The sequence below is a fragment of the Dactylosporangium sp. CA-139066 genome, assembly GCF_050936175.1.
GTDB lineage: Bacteria > Actinomycetota > Actinomycetes > Mycobacteriales > Micromonosporaceae > Dactylosporangium.
Map to the genome: position 1 here is coordinate 7,973,984 of NZ_JBNJNH010000001.1, position 25,527 is coordinate 7,999,510.

Consider the following 25,527-nt stretch of genomic DNA (forward strand, 5'->3'; position numbering starts at 1 on the left):
TAACGCTCCCCCAACAACGGTTAGTGAGTACTCACTAACCACTACAATGACATGCGTGACGCAATTCCGGAAGGCCCCGCGTGGCGACGCGTGACGTGATCGTGGACGCCGCCGCCCGCGTGCTGCGCGAGCGCGGCCTGGCCAACGCCACCACGAAGGAGATCGCCCGGGAGGCCGGTTTCTCGGAGGCCACGCTCTACAAGCACTTCCGCGACAAGCTCGAGCTGATGGTGGTCGTGCTGCACGAGCGCGGCCCGCAGTTCATCCCGATGCTGCAGTCCCTGCCGGCCCGCGCCGGCACGGCTCCCGTCCGCGACATCCTGACCGAGCTCGCCGAGGTGTGCATCGTCTTCTACCGGGACGGGTTACCGATGTTCGCCTCGATCTTCTCCGACCCGGCGATCCTGGCCGCCCACCGCGACCGCCTGCGCACCCAGAACCTCGGCCCGCACCGCGCGAACGAGGGCCTGGCCGCGTACCTGCGGGCGGAGCAGGCCCTGGGCAACATCTCCGCGGACGCCGACCCGGAGGCCCTGGCCGGCCTGGTGCTCGGGTCGTGTTTCCAGCACGCCTTCATCACGTACTTCACCCCGGTCGCCCCGGACGACCACACGGCCGCCGCCGGCTTCGTGTCGCAGCTGCGCCTCTGAGGCCCTTCAGCCGCCCGGTACTCGAACGCCTCCGGCCTGAGCTTTTTCAGGCGGCCCGGCCGGCCACCCCGAGCGAGGGCGGTCCGTTGCGGCGGCAGCACATGGCGACGATCGAGAGCGCCTCGGCCCGCGACGCCGGGTCGTCGGCGGCTCTTGGCCGCGCGGAGCTGGCAGGGAGAAGCGTCAGCTTCGACCGGTGTCTCGTGGGAAGAACGGTCGTCAGTTGCACGGACCCGAGCCCGGCCTATTTCTGGTTGGTCATCCACTCGCTCCAGGCGGACTCCAGCGCCGCCGGGTCCGTGCCGGTGAAGTCGTGGACGGCGACCGCGTCCGCGCCCCCGAACGCCGAGCGGCCGAACAGCCGGATCAGCGCGCCCCCGGTGCGCAGGCCGGCGAAGTGCGGGTGGTGGTAGTCGACGACCGCCTCGACCGGGCCGGTGATCGGCGCGTCGAGCCACACCGTCGCGCCCTCGGCGGCGTCGCCGGTCAGGGCGCGACGCAGGGGCGCGAAGCCCAGGGACGCGGGGGCGTCGACGCTGGCCCACGTGGCGCGGCGGCCGCGGAAGTGCAGCAGGTACTGCGCGAACGTGTGCAGGTAGAAGTCCGTGTGCTGGGCGGCGCCGTCGTACTGCTGCTCCCAGTCGTCCACGAAGATGCCGCTGTGCACGTAGCGGAAGTGTGCGCCGCCCTCGGCCGGGGTGACGACGTGCTCGAGCTCGTTGAACCAGCCCTCGGGGCCCTCCATGCGGCTGACCACGCGGTGCGGCGGGTCCCAGACCGTCACCGTGCCGCCGAAGCCGGCGGCGCCGCCCTCGCGCGGCTCGTACTCGACCGGCCACAGCCAGCCGGCCGTGCCGTTCGTGAAGCCGTCGAAGACCTCGACCTGGCCGACCGGCAGCGTGCCCTCGCGCACGATCTCGAATCGCTTACCCACGGTGCGAGCCTCTCATCCCGGGCGGGCGGCGGCGGACGCGACCCGCCGGAGGCACCGTGGGCGCATGACGGTGAAGGATCTCGCGACGCTGACCCCGACCGGGTATCCGGCGGTCTCGCTGCTGATGCCGACGCATCGTACGGCGCCCGCGAACCAGCAGGACCCGATCCGCCTGCGCAACCTGCTGTCGGAGGCCCGGCGGCGGCTCGAGCACGACGAAGGGGTGCCGCGGGACGTGGCGGCGCAGGTGTACGACGACATCGCCACCGCCGCCGAGCACGTCGACCTGCGGCACACCGGCGAGGGGCTCGCCCTGTTCGCCTCGCCCGGCCAGGTGCACGTGCGGCTGCTGGAGAGCCCGGTGCAGGAGCGCGTCGTCATCGCCGACACGTACGAGGTCCGCGACGTCGTCGCCGACGCCGCCCGCCGCCACCGGTACTGGGCGCTCGTGCTCTCCGAGCAGCCGACCCGCCTGTGGAGCGGCGACGGCCCCGACCTCGTCGAGGTGACCTCGCACGGCTTCCCGTTCACCCACGAGGGGCCCGGCGGCGCGATGGGCCTGCCGCGCGACTACGGCCAGAACCCGAGCGCCCACCGCGACGAGCGCCACCGCCAGTTCTTCCGCGACATCGCCGCCGCCCTCGCCGACGTCGACGCCCTCGACACGCGCCCGGTGTTCGTGCTCGGCGTCGAGCGGTACCTGGCGTTCTTCGCCGAGGTCTGGCCCCACCGGCTGGCCGGCACCGTCACCGGCAACTACGACCACGCGGGCGCCCACGAGGTGTACCAGCTGCTAGCCCCGCGCCTGGCCGCGTACACGGCGATGGAGCAGGTCGCGGCCCTGGAGTCCCTGGACGCCGCCCGCGGCGCGAACCGCTTCGCCGCGGGCCTGCCCGAGGTGTGGGCCCTGGCCCACCAGGGCCGCGGCGCCCACCTGCTGGTCGAGGAGGGCTACCACAGCCCGGCGTGGGTCCACGGCGACCACCTGCACCCGCCCGACCAGCAGCCGCACGCGGACGACGGCGGCACCCTGCTCGACGACGCCGTCGACGACGTGGTGGAGTCGGTGGCCCGCCAGGGCGGCGACGTGACGTTCGTCGGCGACGAGAGCCTCGCCTCGGACGGGCGGATCGCGCTCATCGTCCGGTACTGATCAGACCTGGCCGGCCTTCTCCAGTGCGGTGCAGCAGGTCTCGGTGAGCAGCCGCGTCACGACGTACGGGTCGACGTTGGCGTTCGGGCGGCGGTCCTCGATGTAGCCCTTGCCGTCCTTCTCGACCTGCCACGGGATGCGGACCGAGGCACCGCGGTTCGACACGCCGTAGCTGTACTCGTTCCACGGGGCGGTCTCGTGCAGGCCGGTCAGGCGGTCGTCGATGCCGGCGCCGTAGTTCTTGACGTGGTCCATCGGCTTGGAACCCTCACCGAGCGCCTCGCACGCGGTGATGATCGCGTCGTAGCCCGAGCGCATCGCCCTGGTGGAGAAGTTGGTGTGCGCGCCGGCGCCGTTCCAGTCGCCCTTCACCGGCTTCGGGTTGAGGGTGGCGGAGACCTTGAAGTCCTCGGCCGTGCGGTAGAGCAGCCAGCGGGCCACCCACAGCTGGTCGGCAACCTCCAGCGGGGCGAGGGGCCCGACCTGGAACTCCCACTGGCCGGGCATGACCTCGGCGTTGATGCCGGAGATGCCAAGGCCCGCCCGGAGGCAGTTGTCCAGGTGCGCCTCGACGATGTCGCGGCCGAAAATCTCGTCGGCGCCGACGCCGCAGTAGTAGCCGCCCTGCGGAGCCGGGAAGCCGTTCGCCGGGAAGCCGAGCGGGCGGGCGCCGTCGAAGAAGGTGTACTCCTGCTCGATGCCGAAGATCGGCTCCTGCGCGGCGAACCGCTCCGCGACCTCGGCCAGGGCGGCACGGGTGTTGGTCTCGTGCGGCGTCATGTCGATGTTGAGCACCTCGCACAGCACGAGGACGTGCTCACCGCCGCGGATCGGGTCGGGGCAGGTGAACACGGGCTTGAGCACCCGGTCGGAGGCGTGCCCCTTGGCCTGGTTGGTGGAGGACCCGTCGAAGCCCCAGATCGGCAGCTCGGCGCCCTTCGCCTCGTCCTCGAGGATCTTCGTCTTGGATCGGAGCTTGGCCGTCGGCTCGGTGCCGTCGATCCAGATGTACTCAGCCTTGAAGCTCACGATCCACATCCTTCGGTGGTTCCGGACTGCGCGGCGCTGCGGCACTGGGTCGCCGCGGCGACACATAAAGCCTGGCAACGGGCGGTTTCCCGGCCATTGCCTATATGTGTCGCACATGTTTCCTGGGCTGTGTCCGGCGTCACCGCCGCCCGGCTGGGACGACCGGCCGTGCGCTGCCTGTTGTTCGGCCCGAGGGGTTTCGTGACCGCGGTGCCGGGTCATCGTCCGGACCGCGCGGCAGACCAGCCGTCCCGCTCCGGCGAGCAGCAGCGCCGCGCCGAGGAGCAGCACCGCCGAGGCGGCCGGCGGGGCGAGGCCGGTCAGGTGAGCGCGGCGACGGTCACCGCCTCCATGCCCCGCACGCACGCCTCCAGCGCCGCCGGCGGCACGTGGTGGGTGTCGCCGCAGATGTCGAGCTCGACGGTGTCCGGGGTGTCGCTGATGGTCACGAACAGCCGCTCGCTGGGCCGGTCCTGCCGGGCCGTCCAGTGGAACCTCGTCTCGGGCAGCGCCGCCCGCACCTCGTCCACGGTCGGCGGCGGGCCCTCGTCGGCGGTACTCAGCGGCCGGCGGTCGTTGAAGTAGCAGGCGACGTCGAGCTCCTCGCCCCGTTCCCGGCCGACCCGATCGATGAGCGCGTCGAGCTGGTTCGGGTCGTAGTAGGCGTGCTTGTACGCCGTGAGCGCCCGCCGGCCCGTCTGCACCACGGCCTCCTCGAACGGCAGGCCGGCGACGTCGACGACGCACAGCGCGGGCTGGCTGACCGGGCTCATCGTGCCGGCGAGCGGCCGGCGGAACCGGTTGCTGACCACCACCCGCACCACCACCGGGTGGATGCCGACGGCCGCGTACAGCCCGGCCGCAAACGCGGTCAGCAGCACCGTCGTGCGGTCGGTGCCGGCGCGCCGAGCGACGGCCTGGGCCGCCAGATGCAGCGACGGGGAGGCGAAGGCGGCCTGCCAGTGCCTCGGCCGGCGCGGATCGACCGGGCCGGGGAAGCGGCGGGCCGGGATGGTGCGCAGGACGCCCTCCCAGTACCGCAGGGCCGCGGCCGACTGCCGCTGCCCGGCCGGCGAGCGCTGCCATGCGGCCTGCTCCAGCGGCTGCAGCGCGGCCGGCGGGTCGTCGAGCCGGCGGCCGGCCCGCCGCCACCGGGCCACCTCCTCGACCAGGACCAGCGAGCCGAAGCCGTCGGCGACGAGGTGGCACACCACCGTGACCTGGTGGGTCGGCACGCCGCGGTGGCGGATCACCGCGGTCCGGACCGGCCAGTCGCGCTCCACGTCGTGGTCGGTCTCGTACAGCCGGGCCCGGACCTGCTCGGCGGTGACGGTCGGATCGCCGTCGTCGGGGGCGTCGATCACCTCCAGCGACACCTCGCCGGACTCCGACAGCACCTGCCGGGGCGGCCCGTCCGGGCGCAACCGCAGCCGGGTGCGCAGCGACGGGTAGCGCTCGTGCACGAACCGCAGCTCGGCGACCACGTCGTCGAGGGTCGTGCCCTCCGGCAGCGGCCGCACGACCCCCATCGGCATCCAGGTCTCCTGCCGCAGCATCCCGCCCCACAGCTCCCGCTGCCCCCAGCTCAGCTCGTCGGCGCCGCTGCCGGCGCCGCGGAACGGGACCATGATCCGGTCCGGCATGCCGCCCCCTGGCTGGATGTCGCGATGGTGCGGTGAACCGTATAACGAAAGAAGTAAATACGTCTGGGTGCGCCTCGCCGGCCGCGCGTTGTGGGTGGCCGGCGAGGAAACTTCCACGGCGCGGCGGCGTTCACAGCCAGCGGTTGCGGTGCAGGAGGGTGCTACCGCGATGCCCGCCGTGGTCGCCGTCCGTGACTCCCGGGCCTGCGGCGTCCGCCGTCAGGTGCGGTCCAGACGCGGGAACACCGTCTCCTGCAGCAGCAGGCGCACGGCCGCGGCGATCGGGATCGCGACGAGGGCGCCGACGATGCCCAGGATCGCGCCGCCGACCAGGACCGCGACGAAGGTGACCGTCGCCGGTACCTCCACCGCCTTCCCCATGATCTTCGGTACCAGCAGATAGTCCTCCGCGAGCCGGAACACCACGTAGAACACGGCGGTGGCGATCGCGACCGGCACCGAGACGCTCAACGCGATCAGCGACACGATGATCCCGCCGATCGTGGAGCCGACGATCGGCACCAGGTCGAGCAGCGCGACCAGGATCGCCAGCAGCAGCGGGTACGGCACGCCGAAGATCTCCAGCCAGACGAACGTGCCGACGCCCGCGATGAGGGAGGTGGCGAGGTTGCCCAGCACGAACGCGCCGACCTTGGCGAACATCTCGTCGCCGATGAGCATTGCGCGGGGGCGGCGGGAGTTGGGGACCATGCGGTAGATGAGCTGGCGGATGCGCGGCAGGTCGGCGAGGAAGTAGATGGTGAGCACCAGCACGGTGCCGGTCGAGCCGAACGCGCCGAGCACGACCTGCCCCGCGCCGAGCACGCCGCCGACCAGGTTGCCGCCGTTGTCGCCGGAGATCATCTGCTCGACGCGGCTCTGGATGTGGTACTGCTCGTTGAGGTGCCCGGCGAAGGAACTGTGGTCGCGCAGCTGGCTGATATAGCTGGGCAGGTCGTGCGCGAGGTTGGTGCTCTGGGTGACCAGCGGCGGGATGGCGGCGGCGAGGAACCCGGCGACGATGCCGAGCATGACCACGGTGACGGTCAGCACGGCGAGCCCGCGGGACATGACCCGGCCCAGCCGCCGCACGAACGGGTCGAGCCCGATCGCCAGGAACAGCGCCAGGCCGATGAGGATCAGCACCTCCCGCGCCGCCGAGACGAGCAGCACGACGGCGTAGGTGGTGGCCACGCCGAACGCGCCGAGCAGCCCCACCATGTACGGCGAGCGGCGGTTCAGCGGCCGGCCGGGCACCCCGAGCGGCGCGTCGTCGGTGCGGCCCTCGGCCGCGCGCTGCTCGGCCAGCGCCATCGTGTCCTGCTCGGCGATCGCCGGGCCGTCGCCGGCGGTGCTCCGCTCGGTGTCCATGAGTCCCGTCCAGTCGTGTGAGGGCGCAACGCCGGCGGGCGCCGTCTGCGCCCACGTGTCGACATGTACCCACGCGGACCGATCACCAAGACCACCGCCGCGGCGGAGTTTCGCCGCGGCCGGTACCCGGGTAACAGCGGGCACATGAGTACGAGGCAACCTGTCGCGGCCGGTCAACGGCGGGCACCGCACATGCCCAGCGATGTCACGCCGAAGCTGTCGTTCTTCGACAGGTTCGCCACCCACGCCGCCACGTTCGTGTCCCGGGCCTGGTTCTTCGCCGCCTGCCTGCTGCTGGTGCTGATCTGGGCGCCGTCGATCCTGGTGATCCAGAACGTCGACACCTGGCAGCTCATCATCAACACCGCGACCACCATCGTCACCTTCCTGCTGGTGGCGCTGCTGCAGAACACCCAGACCCGCAACGACCAGTCCACCCAGGACAAGCTCAACGCACTGGCCGAGGCGGTCGCGGTGCTGATGACCCACACCGCCGACATCCACGATCGCCGCGGCCTGCACGACGCGGTCACCGAGCTCCGCGACGCGGTCGGCCTGGAGGACCGCGAGAGTTCCTGACCTGCCCTTGCGGCGTCAGACCGGGTGGCCGCCGGCGAGTGGGATCAGTCCTGTTCCCCGCCCGCGCGCGCCGCCGCGGGTCTTGGCTTTTCAAAAGGCAGCGCGGACGCCGCAGGCCCGGGAGTCACGGGCCGCGCCCACGACGGGCGTCGCGGTAGCCCGTCCGATGTTCCGCCGCGGAGGCGTTGGGTCGCGGCGACGCAGGCCAGGACGGCGACCGCGGCGGCGATCGCGGCCGGCGGGACGTGCTCGTGCAGCAGCAGCGCCGACCACGCCATGGTGAGGATCGGCTGGGCGAGCTGGATCTGGCCGACGCGGGCAACGCCGCCGCGGGCGAGGCCGGCGTACCACGCGAAGAAGCCCAGGAACATCGAGATCACGGTGAGGTACGCGAAGCCCGCCCACGCCGGCGCCGGGGCGTGCGGCGGGTGGCTGGCGGCGGCCAGGCCGGCGATCGCGGCGGTGAACGGCAGCGACAGCACGAGGGCCCAGCAGATCGTGCGGGCGCCGCCGAGCTCGCGGGACAGCGCGCCGCCCTCCGCGTAGCCGAGGCCGCACAGCGCGACGGCGGCCAGCAGGAACAGGTCGGACGGGCCGAGCGCGCCGGAGACGGCGCCGCTGAGGAGCACGAACGCCAGCACGGCGACCAGGCCGGCGGCGCCGGCGAACCAGAACGCGGGGGCCGGGCGCTCGCGGGCGCGCAGGACGGCGAAGCCGGCGGTGATCGCGGGCAGCAGCGCGACGACGACGGCGCCGTGCGCGGCGGTGCTCGTCTGCAGCGCCAGCGACGTGAACATCGGGAAGCCGGCGACCACGCCGAGCGCGACGACGGCGAGGCGGCGCCACTGCGCGCGGGTCGGGCGGGGCGCCCGCACGGCGGCGAGGTACGCGATGGCGAGCAGGCCGGCGCCGACGGCCCGGCCGAACGCGACGAACCACGGGTCGAGGTGCTCGACGGCGACGCGGGTGGCCGGCAGCGACATGCTGAAGCCGAGGACCCCGAGCGCGCCGAGGGCGGCCCCCGTTATCGCATCCGTGCCAGTAACGTTATCCTTGTTCCTCATGAATGACGATAACGCAACCGTTCGCGTTATCCAAGATCTGCGGGCGCGGGCGGCCGCCTCGGCGCCGGGGGCGCGGCTGCCGACCGTGCGGGAGCTGACCGCCGAGCACCGGGCCTCGCCGATCACCGTGAGCCGGGCGATCCGGGCCCTGGCCGCCGAGGGCGTCCTCGACTCGCAGCCGGGCCGCGGCACCTACGTGGCCGGGCGGGCGGCGCCGGCGGCCCGGCCCGACCTGTCCTGGCAGTCGATCGCGCTCGGGCCCCGCCCGGCCGGCGAGGACGCGATGCAGGCGCTGCTGGCGATGCCGCGGCCCGGCGCGATCCCGCTCTCCAGCGGGTACCTCGACGCCGACCTCCAGCCGGTCGCCGCCCTCGGCGCGGCCCTCGCGCGGGCCGCGCGCCACCCGTCGAGCTGGCAGCGCGGGCCGGTCGAGGGGCGCGAGGACCTGCGCGCGTGGTTCGCCCGCACCGCCGGCGGCGCGATGCGGGCCGACGACCTCGTCATCTGCCCGGGCGGGCAGTCGGCGCTGTCAACGGCGTTCCGGGCCCTCGCCGCGCCGGGCGACACCGTGCTCGTCGAGTCGCCGACGTACGTGGGGGCGCTCGCCGCCGCGCGGGCCGCCGGGCTGCGGGTCGTTCCCGTTCCCGCGGATCCGGAAGGCGTACGGCCGGACCTGCTGGCCGCCGCGCTGCGGCGCACCGGTGCGCGGCTCTTCTACTGCCAGCCCCTGTTCGCCAACCCGCACGGCGCGACCCTCTCCCCCGCCCGCCGGCCGGCGGTCCTCGCCGAGATCCGGGCCGCGGGCGCGTTCCTGCTCGAGGACGACTACGCCCGCGACCTCGCCATCGACGCCGACCCGCCGCCCCCGCTCGTCGCCGACGACCCCGACGGGCACGTCGTCTACCTGCGCTCCCTCACCAAGTCGGCCGCGCCGGGCCTGCGCGTCGCCGCGATCGGCGCCCGCGGGCCGGCCGGGGCCCGGCTGCGCGCGGCGCGGGTCCTCGACGACTTCTTCGTCACCGGGCCGCTGCAGCAGGCCGCCCTCGACTTCGTCACCTCGCCGGCCTGGCCCCGCCACCTGCGCGCGCTGCGGGCCGAGCTGCGGGCCCGGCGCGACACGCTCCTGGACGCCGTACGCCGGCACCTGCCCGCCTGCCCGCCCCCGCCGGTGCCGCGCGGCGGCCTGCACGCCTGGCTCACGCTGCCCGACGGCACCGACGACGTGGCCGCGACGACGGCCGCGGCGGCGCAGGGCGTGGTCGTCTTCCCGGGCCGGCCGTGGTACGCCGCCGAGCCCGACGCCCCGCACCTGCGCCTGACGTTCGCCGCCGCCCCGCCGGACCGGATCGACGAGGGCGTGCACCGCCTCGCCCGTGCCCTGCAGGACGTCGGCGATCAGCGATACTGATCGCGGGCCGGCTAGGCCGACTTCGGGGGCGCCCAGCCGCCGTTGCCGGTCGGCGTGCTGAGGATCTCGAGCAGCCCGAGGAGGCTCAGGACGCGGCGCACGCCCGGGCTCGGGTTGACCACCCAGAGGTCGCTGTTGCTGGTGACGGCGTGCGCGCGGGCGGACACGAGCTTGCCGATCGCGGTCGAGTCCATGAAGGTCACGAGCGCGAGGTCGACCTCGACGGCCTTGGCCCGCACGTCGTCGACGGCCCGGAAGAGCACGGTCCTGAGCTCGGCGACGTTCTCCATCGTCACCTCCCCCGCCACCCGCACGCGGAGCGCCTGCCCCGGCAACGGCTCCACGGTGACATGCAGGCCAGGAAATACACCAAAGCGATCGGCGGGACTCATCGGCGGCTCACTTTCCACGATCCGAGCCGCTCTCACGATACGGGCATTACGCTCGCCAGTCACGCGGAGAGATCGACCACCACGCACGGTGACCGGCACCCGCCCTGCGCCGGGTGCCGGTCTGCCTCGTGCCGGACCTACTGGTACAGCACCGCCGAGATCTTCGGGTCGTCGATGTTGGTCTTGTCGTACCAGTAGAAGCCGGTGTCGATCGTCTTCTCGACCTTCTGGCCCTTGATGACCGCGACCGCGGCCTTCACGGTCTCGTAGCCGATGCCGACCGGGTTCTGGGTGATGGCACCGGCCATGTTGCCGGCCTTGATGGCGTCGATCTGGTCCTTGCCCGAGTCGAAGCCGACGACCGTCAGCTTGCCGTTCATCCCCTTCTCCTGCACCGCGTGCACCACGCCGATCGCGGCGCCCTCGTTGGAGCCGTAGATGCCCTTGAGGTCCGGGTTGGCGGTGATCATCGCCTTCGCGAGGTCGGTCGCCTTGAGCGGGTCGCCGCTGTACTGCGTGTCGACGATCTGGATCTTCGGCTCGTTCTTCTTCATATAGTCGACGAAGCCGTCGCGGCGCTGGACGCCGGTGACCGACGTCTGGTCGTGGATCACCAGCGCGATCTTGCCCTCGTGGCCGATCTTGTCGGCCATGTGCTTGGCCGCCTCGGCCGCGGCGGCGAGGTTGTCGGTGGAGGCGGTCGTGATCGGCACGTCGCTGTCCACACCGGAGTCGAACGCGATGACCGGGATCTTCTGGCTCTTGGCCTGCTGCATGAGCGGGCCGGCGGCCTGGCTGTCGATGGCGGCGAAGCCGATCGCGTCGGGGTGCTTGTCGATGACCGTCTGCAGCAGCTGGATCTGCTGCTCGACGTTGCCCTCCTCCTGGGCGCCCTCGAACGTCACCTTGACGTTGAACTCCTTGCCGGCCTGCTCGGCGCCGGCCTTCACGGCCTGCCAGAACTGGTGGCGGAAGCCCTTCGAGATGAGCGCGACGTACGGCTGCTTGCCGCTGCCGCCGCTCGCACCGGACCCGGGCTGGTCGGCGGTGTCGGAGCAGGCGCCGAGGGCTAACGTGAGGACCGTCGCGCCGAGCAGCGCGGTGAACGCCTTTCTGTGCATGGAACCGTCTCCATTCGCAACGTGGGGGGTGTTCGTTCTCTTAGGCGCGTTTCCTGCGCAGCATGTCGACGTAGACGGCCACGAGGATCACGCAGCCGACCACGACTGACTGCCACTCCTGCGGTACGGCGGTGACCCGCAGGCCGTTGGTGAGCACGGCGACGATGAGCGAGCCGACCACCGTGCCGGCGATCGAACCGCGGCCGCCCTGCAGCGAGGTGCCGCCGATGACGACCGCGGCGATGGCCTCGAGCTCCAGGCCCTGGCCGCCGACGGGCTGGGCGGAGCTCAGCCGGGAGGCGGCGAGCACACCGGCGAGGCCGACGAACAGGCCGGACAGCGTGTAGATGGTGATCTTCCAGCGCGCGATGTTGACGCCGGACAGTGCGGTGGCGGCCTCGTTGCTGCCGATCGAGAAGGCGTACCGCCCGATGATCGTCTTGCCCAGCAGCACCGCGGCGACCACGGTGAGTACCAGGAAGATGGCGACACCCAGCGGGAACCGGGCGCCCGGGATCACCGAGTAGTTCATGAGCAGCTGGAAGTCGGGGTGTTCCTTGAAGTAGATGGGCTTGGTGCCGGAGATGACCAGCGCGAGCCCGGCGGTGACGAGCATCATGCCGAGCGTGGCGATGAACGGGGGCAGGCCGAGCACCGACACGTTGAAGCCGTTGACGAAGCCGATGAGGCCGCCGAAGAGGATCGCCGCGGTGACGCCGAGCCAGACCGGCCAGCCCCAGTACGTCAGGAAGACCCCGGTCATCACCCCGCACAGGATCATGCCGGTGCCGATCGACAGGTCGATGCCGCCGGCGACGATGACGAACGTGGTGCCCAGCGCCAGGATCCCGGTGACCGTGGCGGCCATGAGGATGCCGACGAGGTTGCTCGCGGTGAAGAAGTAGGGGCTGGCGAACGAGAAGAACACCAGGATCGCGATGAGGCTGGCCAGCGCCAGTACCTGCTGCACCGAGCCGCGGATGCGGGCGACGATCGGGTTGCTGGCCGGGATCGAGGTCACGGGGTCACCGGCCCTTCTGGGCGCTCAGCTGCGCCGAAGCGCGTGGCGTAGTCCATGATGTTTTCCTGGGTCGCGTCGGCGTTGTCGAGGACGGCGGTGATGCGCCCCTGGCACATCACCGCGATGCGGTGGGACATGCGCAGCACCTCGGGCAGCTCGGAGGAGATCATGATGATCGCCTTGCCCTCCGCGGCGAGTTCGTCGAGCAGGGCGTAGATCTCGTCCTTGGCGCCGACGTCGATGCCCCGGGTCGGCTCGTCGAAGATGAGCACGTCGCAGTCGCGCACGAGCCACTTCGCGACGACGGTCTTCTGCTGGTTGCCACCGGAGAGGTTCTGCACCAGCTGCCCGGTCGACGGGGTGCGGATGCGCAGCTTGGCGACGTACTCGGTGGCGGTGCGCCCGATGAGCCGGTCGGCGACGATGCCGGCCGGCCCGGTGAAGCGCGACATCGAGGCGAGCACCACGTTGTCGCGCACGCTGCGGCCGAGCAGCACGCCGTAGCGCTTGCGGTCCTCGGACAGGTAGCCGATGCCGGCCTTCGCCGCGTCGGCCGGGCTGGCGATCGCGACCTCCCGGCCGTGCACGACGACCGTGCCGCCGTCCTTGCGGTCGGCGCCGACGAGGGCCCGCGCGACCTCGGTGCGCCCGGCGCCCATGAGGCCGGCGAAGCCGAGGATCTCCCCGCCGCGCACCTCGAAGCTGACGTCGCGCAGCAGCGACCTGGTGCGCAGCCCGCGCACCGCCAGCACCGGCTCGCCGTCGCGCACGGCGCCGCGCGGGCGCTGCTCGCCGGTGATCGTGCGGCCCACCATGAGCGAGATGACCTGCGGGATGCTCGTCGTGGCGGTGTCGAGCGTGTCGACGTACCGCCCGTCGCGCAGCACCGTGATCCGGTCGGTGATCTGCGCGAGCTCGTGCATGCGGTGGGAGATGTAGATGACGCCGGTCTGCGGGGTGACGAACCGGCGGATGAGCCCGAAGAGCGTGGCCACCTCGGTCTCGTTCAGCGCCGCGGTCGGCTCGTCCATGACGAGCACCCGGGCGTTGAAGCTCAGCGCCTTGGCGATCTCGACCATCTGCTGGCGCGCCACGGTCAGGTCGCCGACCAGGTCGGTCGGCTCCAGCGGCAGGCCGAGCCGGCCCAGCAGCTCCCGGGTGCGCCGGTTGAGGGCGCGCTCGGAGAGCAGGAAGCCGGCGGTGCGCGGCTCCCGGCCGATGAAGATGTTCTGCGCGACCGTGAGGTCGGGCATGAGGTTGAGCTCCTGGTGGATGACCGAGATGCCCAGCTCCTGCGCGTGGCGGGGGCTGCTCGGGGTGTACTGCTCGCCGTCGAGGGAGAACTCGCCGGCGTCGGGCCGGTCGATGCCGGCGAGCAGCTTCATGAGCGTCGACTTGCCGGCGCCGTTCTCGCCGACGAGCGCCAGGACCTCGCCGTGGCGCACCTCGAGGTCGACGCCGTCGAGCGCCTTCACGCCGGGGAAGCTCTTGCTCGCCCCGGTCACCTGGAGGAGGGATGCCATCACGCGCTCCCCGGAACATCCGATGTCTGGGCGTTCCAGTAGGTGCCGCCGGGGAACGCGAACTCGGCGAGGGACGCCTCGTGCATCTGGGCGCTGTAGCCGGGCGCCTCGGGCAGCACGTAGTGCCCGTCGCGCACGACGCAGGGGTCGGTGAAGTGCTCGTGCAGGTGGTCGACGTACTCGGTGACCCGGTGCTCCAGCGAGCCCGACACGGCCACGAAGTCGAAGATCGACAGGTGCTGCACCAGCTCGCACAGCCCGACCCCGCCGGCGTGCGGGCACACCGGGACGCCGAACTTGCGGGCCATGAGGTACACGGCGAGGATCTCGCTGACCCCGGCCAGGCGGGCCGCGTCGAGCTGGCAGTAGTCGATCGCTTCGGCCTGGAACATCTGCTTGAACAGCACCCGGTTCATGCCGTGCTCGCCGGTGGCGACCCCGATCGGCGCCACCGCCCGGCGGATCTCGGCGTGGCCGAGCACGTCGTCGGGGCTGGTCGGCTCCTCGATCCACAGGGGGCGGAACTCGGCGAGCCGGCCGACCCACTCGATGGCCTGCGGCACGTCCCACACCTGGTTGGCGTCGATCATGAGGTCGAAGTCCCAGCCGATGACCTCGCGGGCGATGCGCAGCCGGCGCACGTCGTCCTCGACGTTGCGCCCGACCTTGAGCTTCAGGTGGCGGTACCCCGCGTCGAGGGCCTCCTTGAGCAGCCGGCGCAGCTTGTCGTCGTCGTAGCCGAGCCAGCCGGCGCTCGTGGTGTAGCACGGGTAGCCGCCGCGTTCGCGCAGCTCGGCGATGCGCGCGGCCCGGGTCGGCGCCATCTCGCGCAGCATGGCGAGGGCCTCCTCGGGCGTGACGGCGTCGGAGATGTAGCGGAAGTCGGTGGCCGCGACGAGCTCCTCCGGGGTCATCTCGGCCAGCAGCCGCCACAGCGGCTTGCCGGCCCGGCGGGCCGCGAGGTCCCACAGCGCGTTCACCACGGCGGCGAGCGCCAGGTGGACCACGCCCTTCTCCGGGCCCAGCCAGCGCAGCTGCGAGTCCGCGCCGAGCTCCCGGTAGGCCCCGCCGAGGTCGGCGCACAGGGCGTCGACATCCCGGCCGAGCAGCGGCAACGCCCGCTGGCGGGCGGCCTCGACCACGAGGTCGGTGCCCCGGCCGATGGTGAACGTGAACCCGTAGCCGGCCAGGCCCGGGTCGTCGGTCAGCAGCTCGACGTACGCCGCCGAGTAGTCGGCGTCCGGGTTCATGGCGTCGGACCCGTCGTGTTCGAGCGAGGTCGGGAACCGCACGTCGTGGACCCGTACCGCGGTGATCATCGGCATGCGCACGCTCCGTCGGCGAGTGATCCGATCTATTGGTGCGGAACCATAGCAGCGCCATCCCAGCTGTGAACCCATGTCTCCGCGGTAGATCGCCCGATATTGCGGCGATTTGGCCGTACTATTGTGCGAAAATGTTGAGTATTGATCGGATGAATCCGTGACCAGCGGTCGGATGTTTCCGCGTCGTAGACACTGAACGTCACGGCGAGAATTCGCTCCGCGACCTGTTCGTTAGGTTGATTGACCTCGGTCATTCATCGGATGTCTACTGCGCCGGTGCGCACGCGACACCATCTGGAACGGGCGGCCGTCACCGCCCTCGCGCTGCTCTCCCTCGCCGGCTGCGCCGGCAATGCCGAGGGCCATGTGACCGACTCGGGCGGGCCCATCACCGTCTGGGTCGACCCGCCGCGAGTGCCCGCCGTCGACGCCTTCCGCAAGGCCTACCCGGACATCCCCGTGCAGGTCACCACCATCAACGGCAACGTCGGCAGCACCGAGCTGCAGCAGAAGTTCGTGCTGTTCAACCAGGCCGGCAAGGGCTGGCCCGACGCGATCTTCTTCCCCTCCAACGACGACATCGCCTGGGCCGCCGGGTCGAAGATCAACTACGTGCGGGACATCGGCCAGAACCTCGGCGACATCATCCCGGAGTACCCGGCCAGCGTCATCGCCCAGTGCCGCATCGACGGGCGGGTGCGCTGCCTGCGCAACGACGCCGCGCCCGACGTGCTGTGGTACGACGCCGACCTGTTCCGCGAATGGGGCTACCAGCCGCCGGCCACCTGGGAGGACTACGAGCGGCTGAGCCTCGCCATCGCCAAGGAGCATCCGGGGTACCTCACCGGCTTCCTCGGCGACGCCTACGCCCCCGACCGCTACCTGTGGGCCAGCGGCTGCCCGACCAACGAGCGGCTGAGCGAGAAGCAGGTCCGCATCGAGCTCACCGACGGCCGCTGCACCCGCATCCGGGACCTGCTGGGCCGCCTCGCCGCGGCCGGCGCGGTCTCCCCGTCCGGCATCTTCTCGCCCGACGCCGCCACCCTCGGCCGGCGCCTGGCGATGAGCCCGGGCGCGGTGTGGTGGGGCAACTTCCTGTTCCGCGACACGTGGAAGGTCGACCCCGGCCGCATCACCGCGGCCGCCCCGCTGCGCTGGGCCGGCGACGACCACCCGACCACCAGCTCCGAGGGCGGCGGGCTGTGGGGCTTCTCCCGGCACATCACCGGCGTACAACTGCAGAACACGCTCACCTTCGCCCGGTTCGTCGCCACCGACCCGCGCTGGCAGGTCGAGCTCAGCGTCGGCCTGCCCGCCTACGGCCCGCTGCAGCAGCCGTGGCTGGACCGCCAGCGCCAGGGCAAGTACCTGGCCAACTTCGACACCGCCGCCGCGGCCTTCGTGCTCGCCTCCACGATCGTGCGCGGCGGGCGGGACTACACGCGGTACAACACCGGCACCGTCTGGACCCACACGATCACGCCCGCCCTCACGTCCGGCCAGCCCTTCACCAAGGCCTGGGACACGTTCGGCCAGCGGCTCACCAGCGAGGCCCGGTCCTTCGGCTACGCGGTGCGGGCCGGACCCTGACCGCCCCGGAGACGAGACCCGCCGTGACCACCACGCTCCAGCTGCGCACGATCGACCCGGCCCCGCGCCACCACGCGGCCCACTCCCGCCCCCGCCCCCGCGGGCGCGGCCACCGCCCGGAGCGGCGCTTCGGCGTGCTGCTCATCGCGCCGTACGCCGCCCTGCTGCTCGTCGCCGGCGTCGTGCCCACCGGGTACGCCGTCGTCAAGAGCCTGCAGAACGAGTCCGAGACCGGCTTCGGGGGCCTGGGCGCCTACGCCCGGGTCGGCGGCGACTTCCGCTTCGTCGAGACGTTCGTCAACGTCGGGCTGACCCTCGCCGTCTGGCTGCCGCTCATGCTCGCCGTCGTCGTGCTGCTCGCGCTGCTCATCGACGCCCGGCCGGGCCGCTTCGGCTCGTGGATGCGCTTCGTGTACTACCTGCCCGGCGCCCTGGCCGGGATCGCCAACTTCATGCTGTGGCTGTTCCTGCTCAACCCCGGGCAGAGCCCGATCTCGTTCCTGTGGCACGGGTTCGGGTACCACAACCTGAGCGAGGTCGCCGCGCCCGGCCACCTGCCCGTCATCCTCGCCGGCATGCTGTTCTTCCAGGGCGCCGGCACGTGGGTCGTCGTGCTCGGCGGCGGCCTCAACGGCATCCCCGAGCCGCTGCTGGAGTCCGCGCGCCTGGACGGCGCCTCGGCGTGGGACATCGCGTGGCGGATCAAGCTGCCGCTCATCCGGCCCTGGCTGGGCTACATGACGCTGCTCAACGTCGCCTACGGCTTCCAGCTGTTCCTCGAGCCGCAGGTGCTCAGCCAGGTGACCCACGGCATGATCTCTCCCCAGTGGACGCCGAACCAGCTGAGCTTCACGTACGCGTACCAGATCCTGGACACCCCGGCGGCGGCCGCGATGTCGGTGATCCTGCTGCTCATCACCCTGGCCCTGGGCCTTGTGATCGTCTACCGCACCCGCCTCTTCGACGACGGACGGTGAAGCATGTCGCTCGGAAAATCGGCGAGGCTCGTGACCCTGCTGCTGTTCGCCGTGGCCTTCGGCTACCCGCTGCTGTCGTACCTCACCGTCGGCTTCCGCCACGACGACGGCGGCGGACTCGGCGCGCTGTCGCTCGGCAACGCCCGCGACAACTGGAACGACATCCTCGCGTTCAACGACGGCGCGTTCCTGCACTGGCTGAGCAACTCGGTCATCGTGGCCGGCGGCGGCTCGCTCGTCGCCGTGCTGTGCGCGCTGCCGGCCGGCTACGCCCTGGCCCGGCTGCGCTTCACCGGCCGCCGGCTGGTGCGCTTCCTCACCCTGCTGGTGATGGTCGTGCCCAACACCGTGCTGGTCATCCCGCTGTACCTCGAGGCGAGCGCGTTCGGCGCGGTGAACAACGTCTGGGTCGTCACCCTGCTCATGGGCTTCCACCCGTTCGGGGTCTACCTCGCGTACATCCACTTCTCCACGACGCTGCCGATGCAGATGATCGAGGGTGCCCGCCTCGACGGGCTGCGCGAGCCGGACATCCTGCTGCGCATCGCGCTGCCGCTGTCCAAGCAGGCGGTCGCCCTCGTCGGCTTCTTCAGCTTCGTGGCGAACTGGACGAACTTCTTCCTGCCGCTGGTGCTGCTGCCGCTGTCGGACAGCGCCACCGTCTCCGTCGGGCTGCAGCAGCTGGTCGCCTCCAGCCCGCTGTACGACCCGACCAACGCCAGCGGCCTGGACGTGCGCCTCTACGCGCCCCAGCTGGCGCTGGCCACCCTGGTCACCGCGCTGCCGGTGCTCACCGTGTTCGTGCTGGCCCAGCGGTACCTCATCCGCGGGCAGATGCTCGGGGCGCTGAAGGGATGAGGGCCTTCAACGGCGGACGGCCGCCGGGGGTGTACCCCGACGGCCGTCCAGTGTGGAGCGTCTTACGGGTTGATCGTGATCGTGAACGTGGTCGTGGTGTTGCGGATGTTCTCCGCGTTGTTGGAGAACGTCAGGTGGTTGAACGTCACCGCCCCGACCGCCGGGCCCTGACCGGGCTCAGGCATCTCGTTGGCCCAGATGCCGATGCCGGACTTGGCGTCGAACGCGTCACCGCTGCGCTTGGCGCCGCTGATGCTGATGTTCGTGAACACCGTGTCCTGGAAGATGTTCTCGTGGCTGCTGCCCGTGTACTTCGTCTGGAACATGATGCCGGAGTACGTCGGGTCAACGATGTCCACATCGGACACCCGGATGCCGCGGAACTCCTTCGAGGCCGAGAACGCCCAGATGGCGCCGAAGGCCTGCTGGCCCCAGAAGTGGCCGCCGTCTCGTACCAGCGACACGTTCTGGATCGTCGTCGGCTGCGTGCCGAAGCCGACGAAGGGGTAGCCGAAGTCCAGCGAGCTGATGGTGATGCCGGAGTAGCACAGCATGTCCGCGATGTACATGTTGCGGAACGTGTTGTTGTACCCGCCGTAGACCGCGAAGCCGGCCGCGCGCCACGTGAGCGTCGCGGACAGGTTCTCCCACAGGTTGTCGTGGTTGCCCACGGAACCGCCGCTGTCGGTGGCCGAGAACAGCGCGAACGAGTCGTCACCCGTGCTGCGGGCGTCGATGTTGTTCAGGTGGGTGTTGGTCGTGTCGTTGGTGAAGTTGATGCCGTCGGCGAACGTGTCACGGATGCGGCTGTTGGAGATGTTGACGCCGCTGTTGTGCACGCCCCAGTACATGCAGACCGTGTGCTCGACCCAGACGTTGTCGATCGTCAGGTTCTGGTTGTCCTTGAGCTCGCCCCAGACCTTGCCCGGCCCGTCGATGCGCTCGACGTAGTTGCCGAAGAAGGCCAGGTTCTTGAACGTCGAGCCGTTGGCCGAGGTCTGCACGCCGAAGCCGGCGTCGGTGTTCTGCTGGTCCTGCGGGGTCTGGAACCGGGTGTACCACGGCCCGGCGCCCACGATCTGCAGCGCCTTGCCGGAGATGTTGAACTTGCTGGTGGTGGTGTAGGTGCCCGCCGGCAGGTAGACGCCGACGGCCGTGGAGCTCTGCTGCGCGCTGTTGATCGCGTTCTGCACGTCCTGCTGCGTGAAGCCGGCCGGGGTGATGTACGTGGCCGGGTTCGGGTTGGCGATCGGCGCGACCTGCTCGAGGTTGATGAAGTCGATCGCGATGTTGCCGCCGTTCGCGGCGTCCTTCTGCAGCTTGATCGTGCTACCGGCGGACACCGTGCTGTCGAGCATGATGTTGGCCTCGTCGTAGATGTGCCGCGGGCCGGTGCCGGGGGAGTTGGTCGGGCTCGCCTCGTTGCCGTACAGCCACGAGAACTTCGACGTCAATGGGATCGCCTTGGCGAAGGAGCCGTTGACGTAGACGTTGATCGAGGACGTGGTGCCGTCCGGGATCGAGAACCGCGCGACGACCGTGTTGGTGCTGGCCCGGGTGGTCCACTGCACGTACTGCCCGGTGCCGTTGAGCGTGACGGCCTTGCGGCCGGACGCCTCGCCGGCGAGGTCGCCGATGGTGCGGTTCGGGCCGACGACCTGCGCGCCGCCGCCGACGGTGCCGTCCTCGGCCTCGTACATGTCGTACGGCATGTTCGCGCCGCGGCCGACGAACAGCGGGTTGTCGCTGGTGTTGTTGCCCTGCTTGATGGACAGCTCGTTGGTGTCCGCGGCCAGCACGGTGTGCACCGTGTACTTGCCGTTGACCGCCGTCCACGTGCCCAGGTTGACCACCGGCGAGCTGGCGCCGGCGGCGAGCGTGCCGGTGTACGAGCCGGTGAGGGTCTTGACCGTGGCGCCGCCTGCGTCGACCACGGTGAGGGTGACGCCGTGCGCGCCGCCCGCGGTGGCCTGGGTGCCCTGGTTCTTGATGACCACCGAGAAGGTGACCGTGTTGCCGGCCGACGGGTTGCCCGGCGACCAGGCCACCGGCGCCGCGACGAGGTCGGAGCTGGCCACCGGCTGGACCACGAGGTTCGTGCCGCTGGTGAAGGAGTTGTTGGTCTCGTCGGTCTCGACGACCGAGTTGGCCTCGTCCACCTTCGCGCTCACCGTGTAGGTCGCGGCGCTGCGCGGCCCGATGTTCGCGGTGAAGTTGCCCTGCGCGCCGGCCGCGAGGCTCGACACGTTCGCCGTGCCGGCCAGGACGGTGCCCTGCGGGGTGGTGAGGTAGAAGTTGACGTTCGTCGCGCCCGAGGCGGCGGTGCCGTTGTTCTTCACCGTCGCGGTGAGGCTGACCGAGTCGGTCTCCACCGGCGAGGCGGGCGAGGCGCTGATCCCGGTGATCTGCAGGTCCGGGTTGGGCGCCGCGACGCCGAAGACCTGGAACTCCGCGACCTGGCCCGACGGGGCGCCGGTGTTGGAGTTGAACTTCAGCTGCACGTCGGCCACGCGGGCCGAGACCGTGATGTCGACCGAGTTGCCCGTCGCCGGGTCCCAGCGGTAGTCGGCCGCGTTCACCAGGCTGGTGAAGCCGGACGCGCTCTGCTCACGGCCGAGCACCTGCAGGTTCTGGGTGCGCGCGCCCCACGCCGTGCTCGGGTCGAGCTTCAGCGTGATCTTCGAGATGTCGTTGTTCGCGCCCAGGTGGACGGTCAGGGTCGCCGGGTAGCCGGCCGCGCCCTCCCAGTAGGTGGTGACGCTGTTGTCGTTGGCGTTGGCCGGCACGAACGTGAAGACCGAGCCGTTGGCGTCGATCGGCTTGCCCAGCGCCACGTTGGTGCCCGGCGGCGGGTTGCCGGTGCCGGTGCGGGTCACCGTGTTGCTGGCCGCCGAGGCGTTGCCGGCGGCGTCGCGGGCCTTCACGTAGTACGACACCGTGGCCGAGTCCGGCTGGTTGTCCGTGTAGGTCAGGACGTTGCCGGCGACGCTGCCCCGCAGCGAGTTGTTCGCGTAGACGTCGTACCCGGCGATCGAGCCGCTGTTGTCGGTCGAGGCGGTCCAGGTGAGCTTGATCTGGCCGCTGGCCGGCTGGGTGTAGGCCAGGTTGCCGGGCGCGGTCGGCGCCTGCGTGTCCGGGTTGGTCCCGGTGCGGGTCACCGTGTTGCTGGCCGGGGACTGGTTGCCGGCCGCGTCGCGGGCCTTCACGTAGTAGGCGACCGTCGCGGTGTCGGGCTGGCTGTCGGTGTACGTCAGCACGTTGCCGGCGACGCTGCTGCGCAGGGTGCCGTTGGCGTAGACGTCGTACCCGGCGATCGAGCCGCTGTTGTCGGTCGAGGCGGTCCAGGTGAGCTTGATCTGGCCGCTGGCCGGCTGCGTGTAGGCGAGGTTGCCCGGGGCCGTCGGCGCCTGCGTGTCACCCGTGGTCGGGCCGTAGACCTCCAGCTCGGAGACCTGCGCGGCCGCCCAGCCGGTGTTCGCCGTGATGTTGACCCGGATGTACCGCGTCGTGGTCTGCGTGAACGGGATCGTCACCGTGTTCGCCGAGCCGGGCGCGAAGTTGTACGCGTTGGAGGCGACGATGTCGGTGAACGAGCTGCCCGTGGTGCTGCCCTGCACGGACAGCGTCTCGGTGCGGGCGCCCCACCCGGTCGGCAGCTTGAGCACCACCGAGTTGACCGGGACGGCCGAGCCGAGGTCGACCTGCAGCCACTGCGGGAAGGTGCTGCCGGCGCTCTCCCAGTAGGTGGCCTGGTTCGAGTCGCCGCCGTTGCTCGCCACGTACTGCCCGTTGGCGGAGCTGGCGGTGAAGGTCTTGCCGGCGGCGAGGTTGCCGCCCGTGGTGGTCACGCCGTAGATCTCGAACTCGGAGATCTGCGCGGCCGGCCAGCCGGTGTTGGCGCTGAAGTTCAGCCGCACGTACCGCGTGGTCGTCGCGTTGAAGTTGATGGTGACCGTGTTCTGCGAGGCGGGGTTGAACACGTACCCGGCCGAGCCGACGATCGTGCTGAAGCTCGTGCCGTCGCTGCTGCCGGTCACCGACAGCGTTTCCGTGCGGGTCTGCCAGGCGGTGTCGTTGGGCAGCTTCAGCTTGATCTGGTCGATGCTCTTGGCGCTGCCCAGGTCGATCTGCGCCCACTGCGGCCAGGAGTTGTTGGCGCTCTCCCAGTAGCTGGCCTGGTTGCCGTCGTTGATGTTGCCGATGCCGTTCTGGCCATTGGTGCTGCTGGAGGTGGCGGGGCGGCCACTGGCGAGGTTGGGTCCGCCGGCGGCCTCCGCCGGCAGCGCCTGCGCCGTCACCGCGACAAGGGCGGCCACGGCGAACGCCGCGAGCACCCTTCGCGTCACGAGCCTTCTGCTCATCGGGTTCCTTCGTCGTGTCTACGTGCGTCCGGTGCTGGGGTGTCTACGTGCTTCGATGCGTGGCGACGCGGCGCGGACGGTGACTCGACCTGCGACCCGGGATCTGTATCGGGGCGAAGCTTTGGCTGGGGCCATTGTCAGTTAGGTCGTTGTCAGTACAGCCGGAGCTTGGCGGTTTGGTCCGGCGGTGCGGTCCTGTGCGGTGGCGGCCACGGCGCGGTGCTGGGCAACGCAGCCGGCCCGGTCGATGCCGGGTCGGCTCGGGCAGTATCGCGAAGGGGTGGTCCGCGCTGCACGGGTTCTGGCCTCTCCGTAGGCGGGGCGGGGGCGACAGCGGCCGGTTGGCGGTGCGGCTGCGATCGAGTTGCGGAGAGTAGCGTAAGTCTGTCGAGAGCTTGTAGGAATCTTGCACTGCGTTGCGCCAAATGTTGCAGACTCGCTACCGGCTCGTCAACGGTCTGGGACGCGGCTCTTTGGTTGTGTGCCATCGCGTGGGGTTCTTGCGTTCGATCGTGGGCGGCTGATGTTGAGTCGTACGACCACTTTCGAAACGTTCCTGATTCGTTGCCCGCAGGTCTGGTGTTGCCGGGATGTTTCGTGGTTGATTCGTCGGACGGACCGACGAATCAGGCACGTCGATGCCGGTGCGATCACTCGGCTCCGGCTTCGCCGCCGATGGGTTCGGACCCGGCTTCGGCGTCGTCGCCGGTTCGCTCGGACCCGGCTTCGGCGTCGTGGCCGGTCGATTCGGACTCGGCGTCGTCGCCGGTTCGCTCGGACCCGGCTTCGGCGTCGTGGCCGGTCGGCTCGGACTCGGCGTCGTCGCCGGTTCGCTCGGACCCGGCTTCGGCGTCGTGGCCGGTCGGCTCGGACCCGGCGTCGTCGCCGGTTCGCTTGGACCCGGCTTCGGCGTCGTGGCCGGTCGGCTCGGACCCGGCGTCGTCGCCGGTTCGCTTGGAATGGCGCAGGTGGCCGCTGCAGACGGCCCGCGCCGAGGGAGGGCAGCTGCGATGGTGAGCAAGGAGCGTGCCGGTGCCGGATCCGCCGAGGAGCCGACCGACCAGCTAGCCTTGCGCCGGGCCAACCTGACCCGGACGCTGCGCCACATCCGCATCAACGGCCCCCGCTCGCGCGCCGCGATCGCCGCCGCCACCGGCCTGCACAAGGCCACGGTCTCCAGCCTCGTCGACGAGCTGCTCACCCGCCGCCTGGTCCGCGAGATCGGCGCGGAACACTCGGGCGGCGCCGGCCGCCCCGGCCGCGGCATCGCGCTGAGCCCCGACGTCGGCGCCGTCGGCATCGAGATCAACGTCGACTACCTCGCCGTCCACGGCAGCGACCTGACGGGCCGCACGGTGATCGAGAAGCGGATCAGCTTCGACGCGATGCACCGCGACGTCGAGCGCTGCCTGGACGACCTGACCGAGGCCGCACGCCGCTCGCTGGCCGAGCTGGTGCGCCGCGGCGTGACCCCGGTCGGCCTGACCGTGGCCGTCCCCGGCCTGGTGGACGTCGCCCGCGGCGTGGTGGTCCTGGCCCCGAACCTGGGCTGGCGCGACGTCCCCGTGGCCACGCGCCTGGCCCACGGCCTGGCCCCCGGCCTGTGGATCGGCGTCGACAACGACGCCAACCTGGCCGCCCTGGCCGAGTACACCTGGGGCGTCGCCGCCGGCACCGACGACCTCGTCTACCTCACCGGCGAGGTCGGCGTCGGCGGCGGCGTGATCGTCAACGGCCGGCTCCTGCGCGGCGCCGACGGCTTCTCGGGCGAGGTCGGCCACCTGCCGGTCGAGCCCGGCGGCACCCCCTGCGGCTGCGGCCGGGTCGGCTGCTGGGAGACGAAGGTCGGCCTGGCCGAGCTGGTCCGCCGGGCCACCCCCGACGCCGCGTACGGCCTGCTCGACGGCCCCATCCCCGACCCGCAGGAGCGCATCGCCGAGGTGTCGCGCCGCCTGTCCGCGGGCGACCGCGCCGCGACGGAGGCGGTGGCCGAGGTCGGCCGCTGGCTGGGCCACGGCGGCGCGATCCTGGTCAACCTCTTCAACCCGCGCGTGATCGTGCTGGGCGGCTACTTCGCCGAACTGGCCGACCACCTCATCCCGTCAGCGCAGGCCAACCTGGCCCGCCTGGCGGTCGCGTCGACGGCCGCCCGCTGCCACTTCGTGGCGTCACACCTGGGCTTCACGGCCGCCGCCCGCGGCGGCGCCGGCGTGGTCGTGGAGCGCATGATCGAGGACCCCACGGCAGTGTCGTTGTCGGCCCCTCCGCCACTGGCCAGCGTGCACTGAGTTTCCGGCTCGCTGCCGCTCGCGGTGCGGGAGCTGCGCTCCACCCACACCCCCTCAAGACCTGCAGCGACGCGCTCGGTCCTCGCTCGACGTGACGGCATCCGCTGGGCCGAGCACGGCTGCACGGTGCGAAACACGGCTCGCGGCGATCGTCGCGGCCAAGATCATCGATCATTGTGGTGCGTTCGCGCGGGTCGCGCGCGTGTTCGTTCAGGGCACTTATCCGGCCACCGGGCCGCT

19 protein-coding genes are annotated in these 25,527 nt (G+C 71.3%); 8 read left to right on the top strand and 11 right to left on the bottom strand.

What is annotated here, in order from left to right:
• Positions 1-80: 80 nt before the first annotated feature.
• Positions 81-650, top strand: a complete 570-nt coding sequence (locus ACQEVU_RS36450) for a TetR/AcrR family transcriptional regulator (protein WP_433331773.1) — start codon at positions 81-83, stop codon at positions 648-650.
• 244 nt (positions 651-894) lie between these two features.
• On the opposite strand, the gene ACQEVU_RS36455 is transcribed toward ACQEVU_RS36450, so the two are convergent.
• Positions 895-1,584, bottom strand: a complete 690-nt coding sequence (locus ACQEVU_RS36455; RefSeq protein WP_433331775.1) for an SRPBCC family protein — start codon at positions 1,582-1,584, stop codon at positions 895-897.
• A 64-nt stretch (positions 1,585-1,648) separates the two neighbouring features.
• Here ACQEVU_RS36455 and ACQEVU_RS36460 point away from each other — a divergent pair, with 64 nt between their 5' ends.
• Positions 1,649-2,737 (top strand): hypothetical protein, encoded by a 1,089-nt coding sequence (locus ACQEVU_RS36460; protein WP_433331777.1) that lies wholly within the window; start codon positions 1,649-1,651, stop codon positions 2,735-2,737.
• On the opposite strand, the gene glnII is transcribed toward ACQEVU_RS36460, so the two are convergent.
• The 3 genes from glnII to ACQEVU_RS36475 all read right to left on the bottom strand — a co-directional run bounded on the left by glnII (position 2,738) and on the right by ACQEVU_RS36475 (position 6,780).
• On the bottom strand, positions 2,738-3,766 hold the full coding sequence (gene glnII, locus ACQEVU_RS36465; protein ID WP_433331779.1) for a glutamine synthetase: 1,029 nt from the start codon (positions 3,764-3,766) through the stop codon (positions 2,738-2,740). It lies immediately after the preceding gene.
• Between the two features lie 320 nt (positions 3,767-4,086).
• Entirely contained in the window at positions 4,087-5,409 is a 1,323-nt protein-coding gene (locus tag ACQEVU_RS36470) for a condensation domain-containing protein (protein ID WP_433331781.1), read from the bottom strand.
• A 219-nt stretch (positions 5,410-5,628) separates the two neighbouring features.
• The gene (locus tag ACQEVU_RS36475) at positions 5,629-6,780 is read right to left on the bottom strand and encodes an AI-2E family transporter (protein WP_433331783.1); all 1,152 of its coding nucleotides are present in this window, start codon (positions 6,778-6,780) and stop codon (positions 5,629-5,631) included.
• 192 nt (positions 6,781-6,972) lie between these two features.
• Here ACQEVU_RS36475 and ACQEVU_RS36480 point away from each other — a divergent pair, with 192 nt between their 5' ends.
• Complete coding sequence (locus ACQEVU_RS36480; RefSeq protein ID WP_433331785.1) at positions 6,973-7,359, top strand: low affinity iron permease family protein; 387 nt, start codon at positions 6,973-6,975, stop codon at positions 7,357-7,359.
• 44 nt (positions 7,360-7,403) lie between these two features.
• Here the strand turns inward: ACQEVU_RS36480 and ACQEVU_RS36485 are convergent, their stop codons facing one another.
• On the bottom strand, positions 7,404-8,423 hold the full coding sequence (locus ACQEVU_RS36485) for a DMT family transporter (RefSeq protein ID WP_433331787.1): 1,020 nt from the start codon (positions 8,421-8,423) through the stop codon (positions 7,404-7,406).
• On the opposite strand from ACQEVU_RS36485, the gene ACQEVU_RS36490 reads away from it, so the two are divergent.
• Positions 8,422-9,831, top strand: a complete 1,410-nt coding sequence (locus ACQEVU_RS36490; protein WP_433331789.1) for a PLP-dependent aminotransferase family protein — start codon at positions 8,422-8,424, stop codon at positions 9,829-9,831. The two genes, ACQEVU_RS36485 and ACQEVU_RS36490, sit on opposite strands and share 2 nt — an antisense overlap.
• A gap of 11 nt (positions 9,832-9,842) precedes the next feature.
• On the opposite strand, the gene ACQEVU_RS36495 is transcribed toward ACQEVU_RS36490, so the two are convergent.
• The 5 genes from ACQEVU_RS36495 to ACQEVU_RS36515 form a co-directional block, all read right to left on the bottom strand.
• Complete coding sequence (locus tag ACQEVU_RS36495; protein WP_433331791.1) at positions 9,843-10,175, bottom strand: STAS domain-containing protein; 333 nt, start codon at positions 10,173-10,175, stop codon at positions 9,843-9,845.
• Between the two features lie 185 nt (positions 10,176-10,360).
• A complete protein-coding gene (locus ACQEVU_RS36500) occupies positions 10,361-11,344 on the bottom strand; it encodes an ABC transporter substrate-binding protein (protein WP_433331793.1) in 984 nt (327 codons plus the stop codon).
• Positions 11,345-11,384: 40 nt separating this feature from the next.
• A complete protein-coding gene (locus ACQEVU_RS36505) occupies positions 11,385-12,365 on the bottom strand; it encodes an ABC transporter permease (RefSeq protein WP_433331795.1) in 981 nt (326 codons plus the stop codon).
• Entirely contained in the window at positions 12,362-13,888 is a 1,527-nt protein-coding gene (locus tag ACQEVU_RS36510) for a sugar ABC transporter ATP-binding protein (RefSeq protein ID WP_433331797.1), read from the bottom strand. The genes ACQEVU_RS36505 and ACQEVU_RS36510 overlap by 4 nt, the downstream gene beginning before the upstream one ends.
• Positions 13,888-15,213, bottom strand: coding sequence for an L-fuconate dehydratase (locus tag ACQEVU_RS36515; protein ID WP_433331799.1), 1,326 nt, complete (start codon positions 15,211-15,213; stop codon positions 13,888-13,890). The genes ACQEVU_RS36510 and ACQEVU_RS36515 overlap by 1 nt, the downstream gene beginning before the upstream one ends.
• Positions 15,214-15,489: 276 nt before the next feature.
• On the opposite strand from ACQEVU_RS36515, the gene ACQEVU_RS36520 reads away from it, so the two are divergent.
• From ACQEVU_RS36520 to ACQEVU_RS36530, 3 genes are read left to right on the top strand one after another with little or no spacing between them, the layout of a single operon-like run.
• Positions 15,490-16,803, top strand: a complete 1,314-nt coding sequence (locus ACQEVU_RS36520) for an ABC transporter substrate-binding protein (protein WP_433331801.1) — start codon at positions 15,490-15,492, stop codon at positions 16,801-16,803.
• 23 nt (positions 16,804-16,826) lie between these two features.
• Positions 16,827-17,780, top strand: a complete 954-nt coding sequence (locus tag ACQEVU_RS36525) for a carbohydrate ABC transporter permease (protein ID WP_433331803.1) — start codon at positions 16,827-16,829, stop codon at positions 17,778-17,780.
• A 3-nt stretch (positions 17,781-17,783) separates the two neighbouring features.
• A complete protein-coding gene (locus ACQEVU_RS36530) occupies positions 17,784-18,638 on the top strand; it encodes a carbohydrate ABC transporter permease (RefSeq protein WP_433331805.1) in 855 nt (284 codons plus the stop codon).
• Positions 18,639-18,700: 62 nt separating this feature from the next.
• Here the strand turns inward: ACQEVU_RS36530 and ACQEVU_RS36535 are convergent, their stop codons facing one another.
• A complete protein-coding gene (locus tag ACQEVU_RS36535; RefSeq protein ID WP_433331807.1) occupies positions 18,701-22,999 on the bottom strand; it encodes a discoidin domain-containing protein in 4,299 nt (1,432 codons plus the stop codon).
• 638 nt (positions 23,000-23,637) lie between these two features.
• On the opposite strand from ACQEVU_RS36535, the gene ACQEVU_RS36540 reads away from it, so the two are divergent.
• Positions 23,638-25,287, top strand: coding sequence for an ROK family protein (locus tag ACQEVU_RS36540; RefSeq protein WP_433331809.1), 1,650 nt, complete (start codon positions 23,638-23,640; stop codon positions 25,285-25,287).
• Positions 25,288-25,527: the final 240 nt, after the last annotated feature.